Origin of the sequence: Mesorhizobium sp. M7A.F.Ca.CA.004.04.2.1 (genome assembly GCF_004022825.1) — a bacterium.
Classification (GTDB): Bacteria; Pseudomonadota; Alphaproteobacteria; order Rhizobiales; family Rhizobiaceae; genus Mesorhizobium.
Genome location: NZ_RZPH01001614.1, coordinates 1 through 701, shown reverse-complemented (window position 1 = coordinate 701; position 701 = coordinate 1). Strand labels below are relative to the sequence as shown.

Sequence of the window (701 nt, the reverse complement as noted above, 5' to 3'; positions counted from 1 at the left end):
GCGCGACCTGCCCGGCTTCTGGCGGGGCTCCTGGGCCGATGTGCGCGCCGACATGCGCGGCCGCTATCCCAAGCATGTCTGGCCGGAAAACCCGCTGCTCGCGACCGCCACCGCCCGCGCCAAACCCAGAGCATGATCCCAAAAAGTGGAAGCCGGTTTTTGGAAAAGATCATGCTCAAACAAGAAGTAGAGCCCCGTTCCGACTCCTCGGATTGGGGCGGTACCTAGCGTTTGCCGCTTCGCGGCTGTAACTCATGGCCATGATCAACGTTTTGCGTTCGCCCGATTTCCAGCAGAGCCAGAGATTGCGCCTCAACACGCTGATCCGGTTGCGCTGGCTTGCCATTGTCGGTCAGAGCCTGACGGTGCTCGTCGTCGCCTATGGGCTGAAGTTTCCGCTGCCGGTCAGCCTCTGCTTTGCCCTGATCGCCTGTTCGGCATGGATGAACCTGTTTCTCGCCTTCCGCTTTCCGGCGGCGCACCGGCTCACGCCGCTTGCCGCCTTCGGCATCCTCATCTTCGACAGCCTGCAGCTTGCCGGCCTGCTCTATATGACCGGTGGCCTCACCAACCCGTTCTCGCTGCTCATGACCGTGCCTGTCGTCATTTCGGCGACATCGCTGCCCCTGCGCCTGACCGCCATCCTCGGCGGGCTGGTCATGTCGGCGGCGACCTTTCTGGTCTTTGTCCATCTGCCGCTG

The 701-nt window shown here is 62.8% G+C and carries 1 protein-coding gene and 1 pseudogene; both read left to right on the top strand.

Annotated elements, in window-relative coordinates; all coding sequences use genetic code 11:
* Window positions 1-136 (top strand): ATP-dependent helicase C-terminal domain-containing protein (locus EN893_RS39955; protein ID WP_164901520.1); only part of this gene is annotated, 136 nt, incomplete at its 5' end.
* A 118-nt stretch (window positions 137-254) separates the two neighbouring features.
* Window positions 255-701: pseudogene (locus tag EN893_RS36485) on the top strand (sensor histidine kinase); the annotation flags it as partial.